Source organism: Ruegeria sp. J8, from assembly GCF_056531925.1.
In genome coordinates this window covers 1-20,038 of the sequence record NZ_JBQFMR010000001.1, presented here as the reverse complement: position 1 = coordinate 20,038, position 20,038 = coordinate 1, and the positions used below count along the sequence as shown (strand labels likewise).

The window sequence follows — 20,038 nt, the reverse complement described above, 5'->3', positions numbered from 1 at the left end:
TGTACATGCGATCCGGGCGGCTGGAGGGTTTTTGATGGGCAAAGAAAGTTCGGTGTTCATCTTGTCAGGTCGGTTTGACGAAAAAGCTATCGAAGGGGTGCTCAAGAATCATTGGAACTTGACGATCGGCGAGTCATCAAAACGGCTTTTTCACATCCTAGATTGCCATGACCAATCTCTTGTGTCCAAAGGCAAACTTTTGATTGAAACTGATGGAAAGTTGCATCTGTTTTCCTTTAAGCGACATGTGACGCAGCAGGGCAGTGGCGCCGGACAGTTCGTTCAAAATCTACCAAACGGCGCGGTTCGGTCAGGATTGTCAAAGTTTCCCACGCTTCGGGCACTGATCCCGATTGCGTCTGGAACTGTGAAGGTGCGCAAGTTCTCGGTTCTCGACGACTTGCGAAAGACACGTGTTCAAGGCCAGGTGGTTGATCTTGTTTCGGATCATGGACGTGCGACGATTGTGGTTTTGTGCCAAGTGAACGGGCCATCTTCAAGTTTCAAAAATATCCGTAAGTCGATTGAAAAAAACAAAGATATACGAAACGCAACTGGGGTTTTCACTGCGCTGTCTCCGGACACGCCGCGTTATCAGGCCAAACCCGATATCCCCCTCGCTCGAGCAGAACCCACTGTAGATGTGGCGACCAAGATTATTGGGACCTATCTGGCGGTGGCGCGCCAAAACGAAAATGGTGTGATCGCAGATTACGATACCGAGTTCCTGCATGACTACCGTGTCTCACTCCGGCGCATCCGTTCGGTACTCAGCCTGTTCAAAGGAGTTTTTTCACCTCATCAGACGATGGGCTTGAAGAGAACGTTTTCCGATCTTATGGCCCCGACCAACCGGTTGCGCGACCTTGATGTCTATCTACTTGAGAAAAATAACTATTACAGCATGATACCGGAAAACCTTCATGTTGGTGCCGAGATCATGTTTGCACAGTTTGAGGCAGAGCGTAAAAGGTCATGGAAAGTTCTATCTCAGAAATTCAGAAGTGTGTCCTATAACCGGTGTATGTTGGAACTGAGCAGACAAATCACCGATCCAAAGAGTGTGCAGACCGGCCCGAACGCAGAGCTTGCAGCTTATGACTTCGCCTGCACCATGATCTGGAAACGCTATCGAAAACTGTGCAGACGGGCGCGTCGGATTATGCCGAATTCGCCCGATACCTTGGTCCATGACCTGAGGATCGAAGGGAAGAAACTCCGTTATTTAATGGAGTTCTTTGGTCCTTTGTTCAACCAAAAATCTTTAAATACCATGCTTAAACCGCTGAAAAAACTGCAAGATAATCTAGGCCGATTCAACGACTTCTCGGTTCAGCAAAAAGCGTTGCTGGAATTGGTGGATCGACAGGTTGAAACCGAACAGCCCGAAATCGCCCAGCTCGCTCTGTCCGCAGGCGGGGTGATCACTGTGCTAAAACAACGCCAAGAGGCAGAACGCCAGCGTGTGATCGCGCATCTCCGTGGTTTGGACAACCCCGAGATCAAACATCAGTTCTGGAGGCTGTTCCAATGACAGCCTGCGAGCCCCCTCGGTTCGGTGGCAAAGCCTTTTCTCATATGAGATAGTTACTAGTGATGAGGTTGGCCGTCGTTGATAGCAATGTAGGTTCATAGGCATGGGCACTGAAATCGAACGGAAATTCCTGGTTTCTGCGGTTCCAGACTTGCAGCATCTGGACCGGGCCGTGATCCGCCAGGGCTATTTGACTGCGCCTGAGGATTCCACTGAACTGCGGTTGCGGCAAAAGAATGAACGCTATTTCCTGACGCTGAAGGGTTGCGGAGAACTAGTGCGGGTAGAACGCGAAACCGAAATCTCGGGCGAGCAGTTCGAAACCTTCTGGCCCGAGACCACGGAACGGCGGGTTGAGAAGGAACGTTACACTGGAACGCTGTCCGATGGGCGCGTTTTTGAGTTGGATGTTTTTCAGGGTGGCCTGACGCCGTTGCACATGGTCGAGGTTGAGTTTGAGACCGAGGCAGACGCCAAATCCTTTGTTCCGCCCGAATGCTTCGGCGCGGAAGTCACAGAGGATAAACGCTATAAGAACAAGACCTTGGCGATCAAAGGTGTGCCAGTTTGATCGTCGCTTTCAGACCGGGGGCCGCGTCCTGCGGCAGGAATTCTCCACCGTGCATATGCGCGATGGCCGATACCAGCGCCAGACCAAGTCCTGCATTGCGTTCGGTCCGGGCTGGATCGAGGGTCACAAAGGGCACTTGAAGGCGTGAAAGATCCTCGGGCGCAACGCCCGGCCCGCGATCGCGGACGCTTAGGTATGTCTCCTTACCATCATCGGTCAAAGTGATTGTGATTTCAGTATGTTCCGGTGCGTAGCGCAAGGCGTTTTCAAGCAGGTTCGACAGGGCCTGGGACAGCAGGGGTTTATGCCCGCTCAGCGGTGCGGCGGTTCCTTCAATTACCAGACGAATGTTCTCTTCTGCGGCGACGGGATCGTAAAGGTCGACCACATCTCGTACCAGTTGTTCAAGTTCAACTGTTTCGAACTGTTCCCGCCCCACGCCGGCTTCGGCGCGGGAAATCTCGGTCAATTGGCCCAGGACGCGCAGTACATGGTCGATCTCGGTTGTTGCGCGGGCTACGTCGATATCGCGGTCTTGATCGGTTTTGGTGGGATCCGATAGCGCTTCGACGCGTTGCTTTAGACGGGACAGTGGGGATCGGAGGTCATGGGCGATTGAGTTGGAGGTGGTGCGCAGGTTGCTGATCAACTCTTCGATCCGGTCCAGCATCGAGTTCAGCGTGCCGGCGACCTGATCGAACTCATCCCCGGTTCCACGCATTGGCATTCGGCGAGACAGATCCCCGGAAACGATATCCTCGGCGGTGTTTGCGATGTCGGACAGGCGGGAAAAGACCAGACGCGTGAACAGCCACCCGGTCAAGATGCTGAGTGCTAGGGCAATGACCAAGACGATCCCAACGGTGCGCAAAAGGACCCGGTCAAACTGCTGTCGCGCCAGCGCGTCTCGCCCGACCAATAGGCGCTCACCGCCGGGTAGACGGATTGAGGCCGCTGAGATGGGTACAAGTTGGTCATTGTCCGCACGGCGCAGTTCCAGATCGACCCAACCGCTGCCAGCCGCGATGTCTGCTGGCCATTGCTTGAGGTTTCCGGCCAGTGTCGCCCCAAAGCGATCTGTCAGCAGGTACATCGCATCCCGCTCGGCGGCGGATGGCAGGCGGCGTTCAATCGCTGTTAGCAGCCCGATCAGCCCGCGTCGTTCATATTCATCCGCCAATCCGGTGAGTTCGGCCGATACGACCGAACGCGTCTCGCCCTCGATGCTTCGATTGGCGGTGACGTAGACCAATGCCAGAACCGTCGCGGTCAACAATGTGCTGAGCACCATGCTGGCCAATATCAGGCGCGTGCGTGAATTATTGAACGACAGCTGTACGTTATCCATCAGATATCATGTAACCCGCACCGCGAACGGTTTCAATCAGCGGCGGCCCACCGCCTTCGTCCAGCTGACGCCGCAGCTTCGAGATATGGACATCGACGACATTCGTATTTGGGTCGAAATGATAGTCCCACACCCCTTCAAGCAACATGGTGCGAGAGACCACGCGGTTCTTGCGGCGCAGGAAATATTCCAAAATCTGGAATTCGCGCGGGGTCAGAGTAACTTCGTGCCCATCGCGTGTGACCTTGCGAGTCAGCAAATCCATTTCAAGATCGCGGCAGGTCAGGATGGCGCTTTCCTCGGATTCCTGCGGACGCCGCAGAAGTGCTTCAATACGGGCATGTAACTCCTGAAAGGAAAACGGTTTTACCAGGTAATCATCCGCCCCCGAACGCAAACCTTTGACGCGTTCGTCCACCGCGCTCATGGCGGTCAGCATCAGGACCGGTGTCTTCAGCCCCGCGGCCCGCAAGGACCTGATCAGGGACAACCCGTCCAGCCCCGGCAGCATTCGGTCCAGCACAATGGCATCAAACCCGCCATCGGTGGCATGGTATAGCCCCTCGCGGCCATCAGCAGCTTGTTCGACCACGTAGCCTTCTTCGCCAAAACCTTTGGCGATGAAGTCGCGCGTATCTTGGTCATCTTCGACGATCAGCAGACGGCGGCTCATGATCGGACCTCCTTTCCATCGGGATTTAAACACAAATTTCCGGGTAAGGCACCGGGTTTGATGGGATACGTGCCGGGTGCGTTGCGGCGCACCCGGCAGTCCCGGCAGAGAGCGGACAAGACAAACCGCCGGGGAGGCGCACGCCAGATATTCCCCATCACGTGGCGCGCGCGGGTGTCAGATCAGGCGATTTCCACCGCAACGAAGATCTGGTTTCCGGCCCGGTTGATCAGCACCAGCGCGGGATCGGTCTTTTCGCTGTCCAGCGCGGCTTTCAGCGCGTCGGGCGTGTCGGTTTCCTGGCTGCCCAGTTTGACGATGACATCACCGCGCTGCAGGCCGGCTTTGGCCGCAGGGCTGTCGGGCTTGAGGTCGGTCACGATCACACCGTTGACCGAGTCGGACACACCGATCTCGGAGCGGTTGGTTTCGGTCAGCGGGGCGACGATCACACCCAGTGCGGTGCCCGAGGTCGCCTCGGCCACCGGGTCTTCAACGTCCAGTGCCGCGCTTTGGTGCTGGCCGATGGTCAGTTCCAGCTGCTGTTCGGTCCCGTCCCGCAGCACCGTCAGGGTGCTTTCGGTGCCAACCTTGGTAGTGCCCACCAGAAGCGGCAGGTCACTGCTGGAGTCCACGGCCTCGTCATTGAAGGTCAGGATGATATCGCCCTGTTGCAAGACGCCTTCGGCGGGGCTGCCATCGACCACATCCGACACCAACGCGCCGGTTGAGGTGTCAATGCCCATGGCTGCGGCAATTTCGGGGCTGACATTCTGGATCGAGACACCCAGCCATCCACGGCTGACCTGACCGTCATCGCGCAGGTCGGCGGCGATATGCTCGACGATGTTCGAGGTTACCGCAAAGCCCAGACCCACAGATCCGCCGCTGGGCGAATAGATAGCCGAGTTCACGCCAACCACTTCGCCGTCCATGTTGAACAGCGGCCCGCCCGAGTTGCCCTTGTTGATCGCCGCATCCGTCTGGATAAACTCGGCATAGGGCCCTTGCGAGATGTTGCGCCCCTTGGCCGAGACAATCCCTGTAGTCACGGTCGAGCTAAGCCCGAACGGGTTGCCGATGGCCACCACGTCCTCGCCTACGCGGATCACGTCGCTGTCACCCAGTTCAACGGCCTGCAATCCGGCGTCGGCGTCAATCTTCAACACGGCGATGTCTGTCAACGGGTCGGTGCCGATGATTTCAGCATCGAATGTGCGGTCGTCATACAGGCGAACGGTGACGGTCGTGGCGTTATCGACGACGTGGTGATTGGTGATGATGTAGCCTGCCTCGTCCAGCACGAAACCGGATCCCAGACCTTGTGCCGGTCCGCGCTGTGGTGTGTTGAAGCCCTCGGGCGTGCCGAAACGTTTGAAGAATTCGCCAAACGGGTGGGCCTCAAAGTCAAAGTTCTGACCCTGTGCCGGTGTCGGCTTTGCCTCTTGTTCCGCGATAATGGTCACAACCGAGGGAGACACGCTCTCAACCAGGTCAGCCAGGGCTTCGTCCGCTTTCGAGGGCAGGGCGGTGGTGGCCAGCAGCGCGGCGCTCAGGGCGCTGACGCCGATCCAGCCGGACGTGCGCGGCACGAGAAGAGAGGATTTACGGATGCTCATTTTGGTCTCCTGTTTTATCGCGCGGTTCCGTTCGCGCGTTAAGTCAGGAGGTGGCGCACCAGTCTGATCATTTCCTGTGCCAAAGGTTAAGAAATCTTAATTTTGCCATAAAGACACGGTGGTATGACGACCGGTCGGTCATACGACTCGGGTCAACGGAGCGAATCGCGTGGCTCGAATCGTGAGATTGTCCGCTATTGCCGGTCCAATCCTCCAAAAGACGCGAATTGATTCAATTTGATGAACAAATGATCAAGCCAAGGTGGTGTTGGCTTGGGGTTCGACTATTGGTTGTGGAGATGTGTCAAAACATATTGGTCGCACAGGTATAATCGTAGATTTTCGGTGGGTATACATGTCAAATGTGCATGTTTAACCTGCTATTTTCCTTAAATTTCAATAGCAGAATGCAACCTAAGGGAGAAGTCAATATTCAGAGATGTTGCTGAAAAACCATTCCGATACATCCTAAATGACCCGATCTTTCCAAATTTACGTTGTTTGCCCTCAACCAATCGGTGACGATGATCAGGCCCAAGCGAGGGGAAGCCGACGGCACTAGGGGGTGCCGAAGGTTCGTCACGATCACTGGAAGCGCTGAGCGGCATGTTAACGAGGGGGTCTTGTTTAGGTTCGGCAGCGGATAGCCGAGGTGCCTTATAGGCAGCTTTGGCCGCGCTTTCAGGGTTGATGAAAAGTGGTAGTCCTGTTTTGGGCACCGGCCCGGTCTGCAAAGACCGGGCCGTGTTTGTTTTACGGACCTGCCTTACAAGCTGTGCCGCGCCCGCCATGCCGCCCAATCTTCGGGCGTATCCAAGTCCAGCAGTGCGTTCCGATTGGGCAAGGGGTGAAGATGCACCTTGTCGGAATGCGCGCGCACAACAGTTTGCGCACCTTCATCGCCGGTCAGGCGGCGCAGCTCCGCGAACAGAGATTTGTCAAAAATAACCGGGTGACCGGGTTTTCCATCCTTAGTTGCGCCGCGCCATATCAACTTTTTCGGGTGTTCTGAAACCGAGCTGACCACACTGTTTAAATCCTCGGCCGTGATGTCGGGAAGGTCCGAAAGCAGGACCATTGCGGCTGTTGCTTCGGCCGGCAGATGGGTCATGGCACCCCGTAGGCTGGCATTCATACCTTCGGCGGCATCCGGGATCTCGACCAGTGTCAGGTCTAGCCCGTCCAGCGCTTGATAGCGCGGATGAGGGAGCGGGGGCAGGGCGACGATCACCGGCCCAACCTGCCGGGCCGTCATGGCTGAGCGGCGCAGAAGAGGAGTATCTCCGACGTTTTGCATCAGCTTATCCGTGCCGCGCATACGGCTGGATTGCCCAGCGGCCAAAAGGATGATCGGGATGAGACTCATTTATTTAAGATGGCCGCGTTCCGCCCCGCTGTCATCCCCGCATTCGCGAGCCATCCGCATCAAAAAGTGGGGTTGAAATCATCCGCGCGCGGCGGCGTTGCCCCAGTATCTCGATCTCGACGTCCTGACCGTCTGTCGCGTATTCGACGGGCAGGAACCCCATAGCAATCGACTTTTCCGCAAAATGGGAATAGCCGCCCGATGTGCAGAACCCGACCACCTTGCCGTTCAACCAGATCGGCTCATAGGCGTTGACGTCGGCGTCCTCGGCATCGACCTGGAATGCGACAAGCCTTCGGGAGGGGCCGTTTTGCGCCTCACGTTCGACCGCCGCACGCCCTATGAAATCGACGGGTTTTGCGAAGGATATGAACCGATCCAACCCGGTTTCAGCCGGTGTGTAGTCGGGAGAATACTCCCGCATCCATGATCCAAAGAACTTGTCCAGACGTAGGCTCATCATGGCGCGCATGCCGAAGGGGGTCAGGCCCATCGGCTCTCCGGCTTGCCACAGCGTCCACCACAGCTGCCGCTGCGCCATCGGATCACAATAGATCTCGTACCCCAGGTCACCGGTATAGCTGACGCGTTGGACGATGCAGTCGGTCATGCCCACGGTCATGCGGCGCACATCCATGAAGCGCAGCGCCGAGACATCATCGCGGGTGCAGGCGGCCAGAACCTCTGCTGCCTTCGGGCCTGCGATCTGGAATCCATTCAGCCGGTCGCTGATATTTTCGATCTGCAAGCCGTCTTCGCGATGTTGCAGGAACCACCGCATATGGAACGCCTGCGCCCCGTATGAGGCGGTCAGGCGGAACTCGGTCTCATCCAGGCAAGAGACAGTGAAATCCCCGATCAGCTTACCCTTGGGCGACAGCATCGGCGTCAACGACAGGCGACCTGGTTGCGGGATGCGCCCGGCCATGATCCGATCCAGCCAAGCCCGCGCATTGGGACCTGTGATGCGGTACTTACCGAAATTGTGGACTTCGTTGATGCCCACGGCAGTGCGCACAGCACGAATCTCGCGCCCGGTGGCTTTGAAGGCATCGGACCGGCGGAATGAGGGCGTCTCATAGTCTGGTTCATCGCCCTGAGCGAAGTAATTGGGGACCTCCAGCCCGTATTGCTGGCCCCAGACAGCGCCCAGATCGGTGAAGATGTCATACATCGGGGTGGTTCGGTTGGGGCGGGCGGCGGGCAGTTCTTCGTTCGGATAGGCGACGCTGAAGCGTTTTTGGTAATTCTCGATCACCTTGGGGCGGGTGTAACCGGGACTGATCCAGTCGCCAAAGCGGGCCACATCCATAGCAAAGACGTCTCGCTCAGGCTCGCCCTCAATCATCCATTGAGCCAGCGTCAGGCCAACGCCACCACCTTGGCTGAACCCGGCCATAACTCCGCAGGCTGACCAATAGTTGCGCAGCCCCGGTACCGGTCCGACCAGAGGGTTCCCGTCCGGCGCAAAGGTGAACGGACCATGGACCACCGATTTCACTCCGGCTTCGGCCAGAACCGGAAAGCGACGATAGGCGAATTCAATACTGTCGGTGATCTTGTCATAGTCGTCGGGCAGCAACTCGTGCCCGAACTCCCACGGGGTTCCGTCCACGGCCCAGGGCTTGCAGGGTTGTTCGTAAAAGCCGATGCACAAGCCCCGGCCTTCCTGCCGCAGATAGCTTTCGCCTGCGGGGTCCATCACATGCGGATGTTCTCCGCCTGCGTCGATGATGGCCTCGATCTGAGGGATCGCGTCGGTGACCAGATACTGATGCTCCATCGGGTGCAGCGGGAAATAGACCCCTGCCATTGCGCCGACCTCACGCGCCCATAGGCCACCTGCGTTGACCACATGTTCGGCGTGGATGGTGCCCTTGTCTGTCACCACATCCCAAGTGCCGTCGGGGCGCTGGTTGGTCTCGTGCACCATGCAATGGGTTTCGATCGCGGCCCCGCCCATCCGGGCCGCTTTGGCATAGGCGTGGGTGGTGCCAGAAGGGTCAAGATGGCCGTCCAGCGGATCATAGAGCGCGCCAAGGATGCCATCGGTATTGGTGATGGGTGCGATTTTCTTGATCTCGTCAGGGCCAATGATCTCTGTCTCTAGCCCCATGAACCGGTGTTTGGCGCGCTCGGCCAACAGCATGTCGAACCGGTCCTGATTGTCGGCCAGCGTTACCCCGCCCACATGGTGCAACCCGCAGGACATGCCGGTGATCTCTTCCAGTTCCTTGTAAAGGCGGATCGTATAGCCCTGCAAAGCGGCCATGTTGGTGTCGCCGTTCAGCGTGTGAAACCCGCCCGCCGCGTGCCAGGTGGACCCGCTGGTCAGCTCAGAACGTTCCAGCAGCACCACGTCTGACCAACCCAGCTTGGTCAGGTGGTATAGAACCGAACATCCGACAACACCGCCACCAATCACTGCCACCCGCGTTGTCGATTTCATGCCCGTGCCTCCGCTTTGTATCTGGCCAAAGCGTGCAAGGGCAGACCGGGGCTGACTGTTCCGTTTCCGACGCGACATGTCGCACGAGACGTTTTACAGTGGACGGATTTTCAACTCAGTGATGCGGTTACCTTCACGGGTGGTAACTTCGAACCGGAAACCGTGGAACGAGAATACCTGACCCACTATGGGGATCATCTGCGCCTCGTGGATGACCAGACCAGCCACGGTATTGGCCTCGTCGTCAGGCAGCGTCCATTCCATCGCGCGGTTCACATCCCGGATCGTCATCGCTCCTTCAACAAGGTACTGACCATCTTCGGTTCGGGTGACGGGGACGTCCTCATCAATGTCGAACTCATCGGCGATCTCGCCCACGATCTCCTCAAGAATATCTTCCAGAGTGATCAACCCCCGCAGCGAGCCATATTCGTCCACCACCAACGCAAAATGACTGTGCATCCGCAGGAATTCCCGCATTTGATCGTCCAGAGTGGTGGTTTCTGGCACGAAATACGGATCATTGGCCACCTTCGAGATATCGAAGCTTTCCAGCCGGTTGGCTTCGCTTTCACTGTCGCCGGCATGCGCGTACATGGCGCGGAACAGGTCTTTGGCATGAACGACACCCACGATGTTCTCGGGCTCGTCCCGAAAGACGGGCAGGCGGGTATGAGGGCTTTTCAGACACTGCTGCAAGATTGCCTCGGGCGCGTCGTCGGCGTCGATCATCTCGATATTCGAACGGTGCAGCATGATTTCCTCGACTGCACGGTCCGCCAGATCCAGCGCGCCCAGAATACGATCGCGGTCTTCCTTTTCTACCACGCCTTCCGAATGACCCAGTTGCAGCGCACCGGCGATCTCTTCCCGCACGGCAAGGATGTTGCTGTCTGGGTCGATCTGTACCCCAAATAGCCGCAGAACACCCCGCACCAAAAGTCGGACGGCGGCCACGACCGGGGAAAAGACGGTCACCACTACGCTGATGATCGGGGCGACCAGCGCGGCGGCTTTCTCGGCATTGGTGATGGCATAGGTTTTGGGCAGTACCTCGGCGAAGATAAGCACCAGCAAGGTCATCACCAGTGTCGCAAGCGCTACGCCGCTTTCGCCGAACAGCTTGGTAAACAGCGCCGTCGCCAGTGAGGCCGCCAGGATGTTCACGAGGTTATTGCCCAGTAGGACCGAGCCGATCAGACGTTCATTGTCATCGGTGATATCCAGCGCCTTCTGCGCCCCGCGCGAGCCTTTGTCGGCCTGCGCCCGTAACTTGCCGCGCGACGAGGCGGTCAATGCTGTTTCGGAACCTGAAAAAAATCCTGAAAGGACAAGTAAAAGCAAAATGGCGCCGGTCGTAAACCAGAATGCGCCGTCGATCATAGAAGCAGAGGGTTCCATCGGTCCTTGGTTGTTTGGGTTGTTGTCTTCGTTATGGGGGTGCGGCCCCTGCGGATCAAGAGGTTAGCCCTTATCACCGGGGTCTTTCGCCAACGGGTGATGCTCGAGCACCAGCTCGGCCAGACGTTCGTCCAGCACATGGGTGTAGATTTCCGTCGTGGCGACATCGGCGTGCCCCAGCAATGTTTGGATCGAGCGTAAGTCGGCCCCGTTCGCCAAGAGGTGGGTCGCAAAAGCATGGCGCAATGTGTGGGGCGTCACCTTTTCAGGCGATACGCCACCCTGCACGGCCAGGTCCTTGATCAGGTGGAAGAACATGTGCCGGGTCAGATGCCCGGACTTGCCCCGCGACGGGAATAGGTACCGAGAACGCTGACCGCCATTTGAAACTGCGTCGTCCTCGGCGGCGTCTCTCGTCTCAAGCCACAAAGCCAGCGCGTCGCGGGCCGGAGGGGAGAGGGGGACCATCCGTTCCTTGCCGCCTTTACCCAAAACCAGCAGCATTCGAGGATCGCCCCGCGCCGAAGAGACCGGCAGTGACACCAGTTCGGTCACGCGCATGCCGGTGGCATAAAGCAGCTCCATCAGGCAGGTGTTGCGGATGCGGTCGGCCTTTGAGCGGCCGGTTTCGCGCGCGGCTTGCAGCAAGCGATCGACCTCGGGTACATCCAACGTCTTGGGTAGGCGTTTCTGGCGGCCCGGACCCTTGATCTGGATTGCCGGATTGGTGTCGCGCCAACCTTCTTCAAACGCGAACCGGTATATCTGCTTGATCGCAGACAAGCGGCGGGCGCGGGTCGACTGGGACAGGCCCTGCGCGTCGCAATCGATCAGATAGCGCTCGATCAAGTCGCGGTCTGCTGCGGTAAATCCCATCTTGCGGCGTTTCAGCCAAGCGGCAAAATCCTTCAGGTCGTTGCCATAGGCCAAAAGGGTGTTGTTGGCCGCACCTAGCTCGGCGGCCTGAGCTTCCAGAAAGGTCGAAATCCAAATCTCGGCGGAGGCAGGGGCGGCCATGATCAGGTGCCTTGCAGGATCAGCAGGTTCAGTGCAGCGCGGCGGGCGGTATCCTCAAGCCCGACGCGGCGCAGGGTGGCGATGGCAGCAGTCAGGTCCACGAGGTTCCCGCGAGAGCCATGAGCAAACAGGTTCATCGCTTCCAAAATCGCCTCACCCAGCTGGCTGTTGTTTAGTAGCGTTTCGATATCTGACGGCACAGGTGCGGCCCAGGCAAAGCCTTGTGCAACCGCATCGGCTAATGGCGATGGCGAGCGCGCGCGCCCCGGATCCCCTTGGGCTAGTGCGGCCAAAAACTGGTTCTCCTCGCCTTTGTCCGGGACGGATAGGGCGGCGCTTTCATAAAGGTCCGAGAGCAGCAGGATACGCCACCGCAAGGTCTCGGCTTCGGCATCCGTCAGTGAAACCTGCGTCAGCCGGTCTGCGAAAAGTTCGGCAAACGGGACCTCAAGCCCGACGCTGCGCATTTGGGTCCAGACATCGAGAAGGGCGGGTGATATGGCCTCGGGCTTGCCGGAATCCAGCGCGGTTTCGAACCGCTGTACCGCCGCGACGCGATCCCAAACCGCACCTGAAGCGGCAGGCGAACGTTCAGTATAAAGCCCCAACAACTGGTTCGGCGTCAGCGCACCCACACGGGTCAACCGCTCGGCCGCCTCGATCTGGGCTTTCCAGCCCGCCACATCCCGCAGGTCGGCATTGGCAAAGGCCCGCGGCAATGGGGCCGAGGGCAAACGCTCGCCAATCGCCTCATAAAGGCGGAAGGTCAGCGGATCAGGGTCATCAGGTTGCGGCAGGTATTCGGCGTCTTCGAATAGTTCGGGGCTGAGGAAGCGGTCCAGAACGGCCAAATCCTCATCGGGCAGCACTTGCAGCGCAAGGGCCGCCTCAAGCGTCAGCGCTGCTGAGGCCCAGTCGCCGCGTCGCGCTTTGCAGAAAATCTGCGCCGCGTAATCCTGTGACAGGTGCGGTTGCGCGATCAGTGCGGTGCAACTGCGATCTTCGTCGCCCGTCAGCAGCGTCGCGTCAAACCAACGTTGAAACCGGTCGCGGCTGTCGGTCGGACCAGCCAGTTGCACCAGCGATTGCGCAGGATCGGCCGCGCCCAGTTGCATCAACCGATCCAGTCGCGCCAGCAGCAATATCTCTTGGGCATTGGGGCCGGATGGCGCACGCGCCTCGGACAGCAGCAAGGTGAACAGCAGGCGCTGCATTGCCGGATTATACCGGACGGGCACATCGGCGATCAGCTCGGCCAGCCTGCCTGGGTCGCTGTTTTTCCACATATCGACCGGCAGGCCTGTCACCGAGGACGACACCAACCCCAAGGGCGGCAACAAAGCCTCAAGCGCTGTGACCTCGACCCCCGGCTGCAGGCCGGTCTGTGACACGGGCGGTTCCAGCAAAACGGTGCCGGGCAAGTTTTCCGGAGGTTGGGTCAGCCATTCGATCGCAGACAGGGGTTCCTGCTGCGCCTGTGCGGCTCCGGCCAGGAAAAGCGCGGCAACTGCGCTCCTACTCCACATTCAGGATGACCGGTTCGCGGACTTCATCCTGCGGGGCCGAGAAATCCACCCCGAAGAACGGGCCAAGATAGGCATAGCCCACCAGCCCGATAAAACACAGGCAAACCAGATATATCAGCAGTTTGATCAGACGGCCCATTGCTCAACGTCGCCTCAATTTTTTCTTTTGTCCCAGTTATAGCTGGCATTTTTCTTAAGATCACGTCATTCACGGTTAAATGAGCGAAATAAAGCAAAACACTGACACGGTTGCCCCAGTCCAGCACCTTGTGTTGCACAAAACCGTAGTTCTGGTGGGGATGATGGGGGCTGGAAAGACCGCCGTGGGCCGTGCATTGGCCTTACGTCTGGGTGTCCCGTTCCTTGACAGTGATGCCGAGATCGAATCGGCAGCAAACATGACCATCCCCGAGATTTTCGAACGCGACGGCGAGCCGTTCTTTCGCGCCAAGGAAAGTCAGGTCATCGGGCGGCTGCTGGATGAGGAAAAGGGTATTCTGTCTACCGGCGGCGGCGCGTTTCTGTCCGAGCAGAACCGCAAGATGATCACCGAACGCGGCGTGTCCGTCTGGCTGAATGCTGATCTGAGCGTGTTGTGGAACAGGGTCAAGCACAAGGATACCCGGCCCTTACTGCGCACCGACGACCCTTATGCGACATTGCGCGGGATATATGAGGCGCGCGTGCCGGTTTACCAGCAGGCCGATTTGACTGTGACCTCGGACGGTGAGATTTCGATCGACAATATGGTTGGCCGCGTTGTCGAGGCTTTGCTCAAGCGGCCTGATGTTCTGGAACAAAAATAAATGCACCAAACCGTACATGTTGAGCTGGGCGAACGCGCGTATGATGTCGAAATCGGGCCAGACTTGCTGGCGCAGTCCGGCACGCGGATCGCGCCCTTATTGCACCGGCCCAAAGTCGCCGTCCTGACGGATGAGAACGTGGCCGCGCTGCACCTGGATGGGCTGCGCGAGGGGTTGGCGACAGCCGGGATCGAGATGTCGACACTGGCCTTGCCTGCGGGTGAGGCGACCAAGAGCTGGCCTCATTTCGAACGTGCTGTCGAGTGGCTGCTGGCCGAAAGGGTTGAGCGCCGGGATGTTATCATCGCGTTGGGCGGTGGCGTGATCGGCGACCTTGCGGGCTTTGCCGCGGCCGTTTTAAGGCGCGGTGTTCGGTTCGTACAAATCCCGACCTCGCTGCTGGCGCAGGTGGACAGTTCCGTCGGGGGCAAGACCGGCATCAATGCACCACAGGGCAAGAACCTGATCGGAGCCTTCCATCAGCCCTCGCTGGTGCTGGCCGATACCTCGGTGCTGGGCACGATGACAGATCGGGATTTCCTGTCCGGCTATGGCGAAGTCGTCAAATATGGCCTGCTGGGGGACGCCGACTTCTTTGAATGGCTCGAAGACAACGGAACCGATGTGGCGGGGGGCAATATGGCGGCGCGGGTGCGGGCCGTGACCCGCTCGGTGCAGATGAAGGCCGATATCGTGGCACGGGATGAGACCGAGCAGGGCGACCGTGCGTTGCTGAACCTCGGCCACACCTTCTGTCACGCGTTTGAGGCTGCAACGGGTTATTCCGACCGGCTGCTGCATGGTGAAGGCGTGGCCATCGGCTGCGCGCTGGCGTTCGAGCTGTCCTCGCGTCTTGGTATGTGTTCTCAGGAAGACCCCAGCCGCGTGCGTGCGCATTTGCGTACGATGGGCATGAAGACCGATTTGGCGGACATTCCCGGAGAACTTCCAGGCGCTGAGGCTCTGGTTGATCTGATGGCGCAGGACAAGAAGGTGATCGACGGTCAGTTGCGGTTCATTCTGGCGCGCGGAATCGGCCAGGCATTCGTCACCTCTGACGTACCGCGTGATGCAGTACTGTCGGTGCTTCAGGACGCGCTGGCCACTGCCTGATCAACGCCCGTTGAGCACCATCAGCTCGCCGATATTCTCGCGTGTGATATAGCCCACCATCGCCCCCGAAGCAGTGCAAACCGCAATGGCCGGGGCGCCTTTATGCAGCCCGTCCAGCACGGCCTCCAACCCGTCGGTCAAGCGAACTTTTGGAATGTCCGGTTCCATGATCGAAGTGGCCGGATTGGACCGGGGTGTTTCATCGGCAAGGGCCGCGAACAGACGATTGCGCGTGACAAAGCCTTGCAGCTTGCCATCGGGGGACAGCACCGGAAACTCATGCTGCGTGGTATGGATGACGGCCTGCGCGGCGGTCGCCAGCGTGTCGTCGGGGGAAAGAGCGTGAAATTCGGTGATCATCGCATCGCGCGCCAGCACGCGCCGCGCGACCGAGCGCATGGTCACGTCCTGACTTTCGGCATTTGCTGCTACGAAGACGAATACCGCGATCAGCACCAACAGCGCATTCCCGGTGCTGAGCCCAAGGAACCCGAACCCGACCGCCACCGCCTGTCCCGCCAGCGCGGCGACCCGTGTGGCTTTGACGCGATCCATTTTCAGACACAGCAGGGCACGGAACACACGCCCGCCATCCATCGGAAAGGCGGGGATCATGTTGAACGCGGCCAACAGCAGGTTCACATAAGCCAGACGGTTCAGCAGGCCGGGGCCGGTGCTGTCGATCTGAGCCATGGTTTCAAGAGGCATTCCCGCGCCCAGAAGAACCAGCAAGACCCAGATTACAACATTGACCGCAGGGCCTGCCAGCGCCACCCAAACCTCTTGCATGGGGTTTTCCGGCATCCGCTCGAGCCGAGCCAGCCCGCCGATTGGCAATAGGGTAATGTCAGGCGTTTTGATCCCATAGCGCCGGGCCATCAGCGCATGGCCAAATTCATGGGCGACCACACAGGCAAATAGCGCCAGCACGAAGATCAGGTTTTCAACCGCGGCCGCCAGACCTCCGCTGGAATAGGCGGCAAACCCGACCCAGGCCAGCAACAGGAAAAAGGTGACATGGACCCTCAGTTCCGACCCCAATATCCGGCCGAGTGAGAAGGACCATGTCATGATATTTCTCCGTCTTGGTTAGAACGGAATCTCGTCGTCGTCGATACCGCCGGATGCAGGTGCCGGAGAGCCGGACGGCCCACCATAAGGATCCCCATAGCCGCCACCGGCCTGACCGCCATAGCCGCCACCGGATTGGCCGCCGCCATAGCCACCACCGCCGCCACCTTCACCGCGCGCGTCCAGCATGGTCAGTTCACTGCGGTAAGGGCGCAGAACCACTTCGGTCGAATATCGATCCTGTCCGGACTGATCCTGCCATTTGCGGGTCTCAAGCTGGCCTTCGATGTAAACCTTGCTGCCTTTGCGCAGATACTGCTCGGCCACGCGCACCAAGGGCTCCGAGAAGATGGCGACCGTATGCCATTGCGTTCGGTCCCGGCGTTCGCCGGTATTGCGGTCTTTCCATGTCTCAGACGTGGCGATGCGCAGGTTGCAAACCTTTCCACCATTCTGGAACGACCGAACCTCAGGGTCGGCACCGAGATTTCCGATCAGAATGACTTTGTTGACTGAACCCGCCATATATTCCCTCGTTCTTGTCTGACTGAGCAGTGCCCGAATCTGGCACCTGTTATTTCTGCGACCCTATACGGCCTGCGCTTTGGTTGAAACATGGTTGATGACGCGAAAATGAGCGCGCTAATTCTTTAGGCATGATTTACCAAGCTTTCATTCTTTGCTGAAATATCTATACTCGTTCAGGTTCGTAGAGATCGGGATCGGCATTTATGCGGTTGTTGTTAGCGAGTTTTTCGGTGCTATGCTGTGCACTGGTCTCAGCCCCGGCTGAGGCGGATACCTTGTCGACGAAAAGCCGCAAGGACATTTTCCTCAAGCAATCCAAGGTGTTGGATTCGCGAGCGGCCACACAATACCGCAATTCCGAGCGCTATAAGCCAAAGACGCCGAGGCGTCAGTTCAGCCAGCGTTATAATGGGAAATACAAAGGCCAGTATCTGACCATCGCGCGGCAAGCGGCGCGTAAGCATAACGTCCCCGAAGACTTGTTCTTGCGGTTGGTGCAGCAGGAAAGCGGCTGGAACCCCAATGCTGTCTCGCATAAGGGAGCACTAGGTTTGGCACAGCTTATGCCTGCGACAGCAAGAACGCTTGGCGTCAACCCGCTGGACCCACGGGAAAATCTGGAAGGTGGCGCGCGCTATCTGTCCGCTCAATACCGCAAGTTCAAATCCTGGCGTCTGGCGCTGGCGGCATATAATGCTGGTCCGGGCGCGGTGGAAAAACATGGTGGCGTTCCGCCGTATAAAGAAACGCAGAATTACGTCAGGGTGATCTGGGGCGGTTAAACTCCGCTTCCCGTCCCAATAGGTAAAAGGCCAACCCTGCGGCTGGCCTTTGTGTTTTATTCGGCTGCAATCTTGATGACCGGCTCCATACGTTCCAGGACATCCTCGGCCAAATGACATTTGACCTGATGTCCCTCGGCCAGAGTTTTCACCGGCGGAACGCGCTGTTCGCACAAGCCACCCGGCACCTCGGACTTCCAGCGGCACCGCGTCTGGAACGGACAGCCCGGAGGCGGGTTCATCGCAGAAGGAATATCGCCTTCTAGCACGATATGCTGTTTCTCGATTGACGTATCAGCGATGGGCACCGCGCTCAGCAACGCTTCGGTATAGGGATGATAAGGCGGGGCAAAGACCTGATCGGTGGTGCCCAACTCGACCACATGGCCCAGATACATGACCATCACCCGGTCGCTGAGATAGCGTACAATCGACAGGTCATGGCTGATGAACAACAGAGTCGTTTTGTGTTCACGCTGGATCTCCATCAACAAGTCCGTCACGGCCGCCTGCACGGACACATCCAGTGCCGAGACCGGCTCATCCGCCACCACGATCCGCGCGTCCCCGGCAAACGCACGGGCAATGCCCACACGCTGTTTCTGACCGCCAGACAGCTGGCGAGGCATCCGATCGGCAAAGGCGCGCGGCAGCTTCACCAGATCAAGCAGCTCCAGCATCCGCTTCTTCCGCTCGGCTTCCGAGTTGCCGACACCGAAAATCTCAAGCGCGCGGATGATCTGGCGGCCAACGGTCATCGACGGGTTCAACGTGTCAAACGGGTTCTGGAATACCATCTGAACTTCGCCCACCGTCTTGGCGTCCCGCTCTTCAATCGGCACGGCCTCGATGTTGCGATTGTCCAGAAGGATTTGCCCATCCGTCGCCGTTTCCAGCCCCATCAACACCTTGGCAAACGTAGACTTGCCACAGCCGGATTCGCCCACAATGGCCAATGTCTCGGATTCATGCGCCTCGAAGCTGAGCGTTTCGTTGGCCTTCACCACCTTAGTCTCGCCGCCGCCAAACAGCGCATTCGCCGCGACCTCATAGTATTTCTTCAGATTGTCCATCTTCAGAACTGTGCGGCCAATCGCAGCCTTTTCCTTTTGTTCCCCAACGGTGATCGGTGCGTTCCAGTCAATCTCCTGGAATTTCAGACAGCGCGTATGGTGTCGGTCATTTCCGGGCACAGCCTGCATCAGGATATCCTGAGCATCACAACGCCCTTCTTCGAAATAGTCACAGCGCGGCCCAAAGTTACAGCCCGGCGGGCGCTCATGGGGCAGGGGGAAGTTCCCCGGAATGGCCACCAGCGGGCGCGTGTTCTTGTCGGCCCCAGGCAAAGGGATCGAGCGGAACAGCGCCTGTGTATAGGGGTGCTGCATCTCGTCAAACACATCCTTGATCGAGCCGCGCTCGACCGCCTCACCCGAATACATCACGCAAAGCCGGTCGCAGGTTTCCAACACCAGCCCCAGATTGTGCGAGATAAACAGCATCGAGGTGCCGTATTTCTTGCCCAAATCCTTGACCAGTTCGACCACAGCCGCTTCAACCGTCACGTCCAGCGCGGTCGTTGGCTCATCCAGAATCAAAAGCGCCGGTTTCGACATCAATGCCATGGCGATCACGATGCGCTGCTGTTGTCCGCCAGAGAGCTGATGCGGGAAAGAATTCAGCATTCGCTCGGGGTCGGGCAGGCGCACATCGGTGACAACCTCCAACGCGCGGGCATAAGCCTCTTCCGCGCCTACGCCTTCGTGGATCATCGGCACTTCCATCAACTGCTTACCGATCTTCATCGCTGGGTTCAGCGATGCCATCGGTTCCTGATAGATCATCGCGATCTCATTGCCGCGAATGTCGCGCAACTCCTCGGTAGTCATCTCACCCAGATCACGCCCTTTGAACTTGATCGAGCCGCCAACGATGCGCCCGTTCTTGCCCAAATCCTGCATGACACCCAATGCAACCGTGGACTTGCCACAGCCAGACTCACCAACCAGCCCCACAGCCTCACCAGGTTGCACGCTGACCGAGAAATCCATAACGGCGGGAATTTCCCTCAACCGGGTAAAAAACGAGATCGAAAGCTTGTCGATCTCAAGAATTGGCCCGTCATAGTCCGCCAGTTTGTTCATCTTGTTACTCCTCGCGAGAGTCAGGGGGATCCCTTCATCTGGCTAAAAATATCCCGGGGGGGCCGGGGGGCTGGCCCCCCGGCCTCGATC

Annotated in this window: 17 protein-coding genes; 5 read left to right on the top strand and 12 right to left on the bottom strand. The window is 58.4% G+C overall.

Annotated elements, in window-relative coordinates; genetic code table 11:
- Window positions 1-34 precede the first annotated feature (34 nt).
- Window positions 35-1,534: a CHAD domain-containing protein gene (locus ACR0L1_RS00085; protein WP_480856516.1), complete on the top strand. Its 1,500-nt coding sequence runs from the start codon at window positions 35-37 to the stop codon at window positions 1,532-1,534.
- Window positions 1,535-1,637: 103 nt separating this feature from the next.
- A complete protein-coding gene (locus tag ACR0L1_RS00080) occupies window positions 1,638-2,105 on the top strand; it encodes a CYTH domain-containing protein (protein WP_480856514.1) in 468 nt (155 codons plus the stop codon).
- Here ACR0L1_RS00080 and ACR0L1_RS00075 read toward each other — a convergent pair.
- From ACR0L1_RS00075 to ACR0L1_RS00035, 9 genes are all read right to left on the bottom strand, one after another.
- Window positions 2,086-3,453, bottom strand: coding sequence for a sensor histidine kinase (locus tag ACR0L1_RS00075; protein WP_480856512.1), 1,368 nt, complete (start codon window positions 3,451-3,453; stop codon window positions 2,086-2,088). The two genes, ACR0L1_RS00080 and ACR0L1_RS00075, sit on opposite strands and share 20 nt — an antisense overlap.
- Window positions 3,446-4,126: a response regulator transcription factor gene (locus ACR0L1_RS00070; RefSeq protein ID WP_170769525.1), complete on the bottom strand. Its 681-nt coding sequence runs from the start codon at window positions 4,124-4,126 to the stop codon at window positions 3,446-3,448. The genes ACR0L1_RS00075 and ACR0L1_RS00070 overlap by 8 nt, the downstream gene beginning before the upstream one ends.
- 182 nt (window positions 4,127-4,308) lie before the next feature.
- On the bottom strand, window positions 4,309-5,745 hold the full coding sequence (locus tag ACR0L1_RS00065; protein ID WP_480856510.1) for a DegQ family serine endoprotease: 1,437 nt from the start codon (window positions 5,743-5,745) through the stop codon (window positions 4,309-4,311).
- A gap of 766 nt (window positions 5,746-6,511) precedes the next feature.
- On the bottom strand, window positions 6,512-7,111 hold the full coding sequence (locus ACR0L1_RS00060) for a nucleotidyltransferase family protein (RefSeq protein ID WP_480502943.1): 600 nt from the start codon (window positions 7,109-7,111) through the stop codon (window positions 6,512-6,514).
- Between the two features lie 31 nt (window positions 7,112-7,142).
- A complete protein-coding gene (locus ACR0L1_RS00055; RefSeq protein WP_480856509.1) occupies window positions 7,143-9,560 on the bottom strand; it encodes a GcvT family protein in 2,418 nt (805 codons plus the stop codon).
- 93 nt (window positions 9,561-9,653) lie between these two features.
- Complete coding sequence (locus tag ACR0L1_RS00050) at window positions 9,654-10,961, bottom strand: HlyC/CorC family transporter (protein WP_480502941.1); 1,308 nt, start codon at window positions 10,959-10,961, stop codon at window positions 9,654-9,656.
- Window positions 10,962-11,024: 63 nt separating this feature from the next.
- Entirely contained in the window at window positions 11,025-11,978 is a 954-nt protein-coding gene (locus ACR0L1_RS00045) for a site-specific tyrosine recombinase XerD (RefSeq protein WP_170788562.1), read from the bottom strand.
- 2 nt (window positions 11,979-11,980) lie between these two features.
- Window positions 11,981-13,504, bottom strand: a complete 1,524-nt coding sequence (locus tag ACR0L1_RS00040) for a hypothetical protein (RefSeq protein ID WP_480856508.1) — start codon at window positions 13,502-13,504, stop codon at window positions 11,981-11,983.
- On the bottom strand, window positions 13,494-13,643 hold the full coding sequence (locus tag ACR0L1_RS00035) for a hypothetical protein (protein ID WP_170769532.1): 150 nt from the start codon (window positions 13,641-13,643) through the stop codon (window positions 13,494-13,496). Before ACR0L1_RS00035 ends, ACR0L1_RS00040 begins: the two co-directional genes overlap by 11 nt.
- A 79-nt stretch (window positions 13,644-13,722) precedes the next feature.
- Between ACR0L1_RS00035 and ACR0L1_RS00030 the strand changes: the two genes are divergently transcribed.
- Together ACR0L1_RS00030 and aroB are read left to right on the top strand one after the other, a co-directional pair.
- Window positions 13,723-14,310 (top strand): shikimate kinase, encoded by a 588-nt coding sequence (locus ACR0L1_RS00030; RefSeq protein ID WP_480856507.1) that lies wholly within the window; start codon window positions 13,723-13,725, stop codon window positions 14,308-14,310.
- Window positions 14,311-15,423, top strand: a complete 1,113-nt coding sequence (aroB, locus tag ACR0L1_RS00025; RefSeq protein ID WP_480856506.1) for a 3-dehydroquinate synthase — start codon at window positions 14,311-14,313, stop codon at window positions 15,421-15,423.
- Here the strand turns inward: aroB and ACR0L1_RS00020 are convergent, their stop codons facing one another.
- Both ACR0L1_RS00020 and ssb read right to left on the bottom strand, forming a co-directional pair.
- On the bottom strand, window positions 15,424-16,494 hold the full coding sequence (locus tag ACR0L1_RS00020) for a site-2 protease family protein (RefSeq protein ID WP_480856505.1): 1,071 nt from the start codon (window positions 16,492-16,494) through the stop codon (window positions 15,424-15,426). It abuts the gene before it with no gap.
- 18 nt (window positions 16,495-16,512) lie between these two features.
- Window positions 16,513-17,019, bottom strand: a complete 507-nt coding sequence (gene ssb / locus ACR0L1_RS00015) for a single-stranded DNA-binding protein (RefSeq protein WP_170769536.1) — start codon at window positions 17,017-17,019, stop codon at window positions 16,513-16,515.
- Window positions 17,020-17,225: 206 nt separating this feature from the next.
- Between ssb and ACR0L1_RS00010 the strand changes: the two genes are divergently transcribed.
- Window positions 17,226-17,804, top strand: coding sequence for a lytic transglycosylase domain-containing protein (locus ACR0L1_RS00010; protein WP_170769537.1), 579 nt, complete (start codon window positions 17,226-17,228; stop codon window positions 17,802-17,804).
- Between the two features lie 56 nt (window positions 17,805-17,860).
- Here the strand turns inward: ACR0L1_RS00010 and ACR0L1_RS00005 are convergent, their stop codons facing one another.
- Entirely contained in the window at window positions 17,861-19,948 is a 2,088-nt protein-coding gene (locus tag ACR0L1_RS00005) for a dipeptide ABC transporter ATP-binding protein (protein WP_170784581.1), read from the bottom strand.
- Window positions 19,949-20,038 lie beyond the last annotated feature (90 nt).